Genomic DNA, 224 nt, shown 5'->3' on the forward strand with positions numbered 1-224 from the left:
TAAAAAAAGCCGCGGCGTACTTCGCCAAGGGATGACGGCGAAGTACGCGTTCATGCGTGAGCATCTGAAGCATTTCAGGCTGACCAGAATGTGCCGAGTCCTTGGAGTTAACCGCAGTGGGTACTACGCATGGGCAGGCAATCCAGACAGACCGCGTCGTCGTGAAGATGATCGCCTTCGCGGCCTCATCAAGCACGCCTGGCTGGCGAGCGGCACGGTCTATG

Annotated in this window: 1 pseudogene; it reads left to right on the forward strand. The window is 58.0% G+C overall.

Features of this window, described 5'->3' with window-relative positions:
* Positions 1–224: pseudogene (locus tag RZA67_RS16480) on the forward strand (IS3 family transposase); the annotation flags it as partial.

Source organism: Stenotrophomonas sp. C3(2023), assembly GCF_032911385.1.
Lineage (GTDB): Bacteria > Pseudomonadota > Gammaproteobacteria > Xanthomonadales > Xanthomonadaceae > Stenotrophomonas.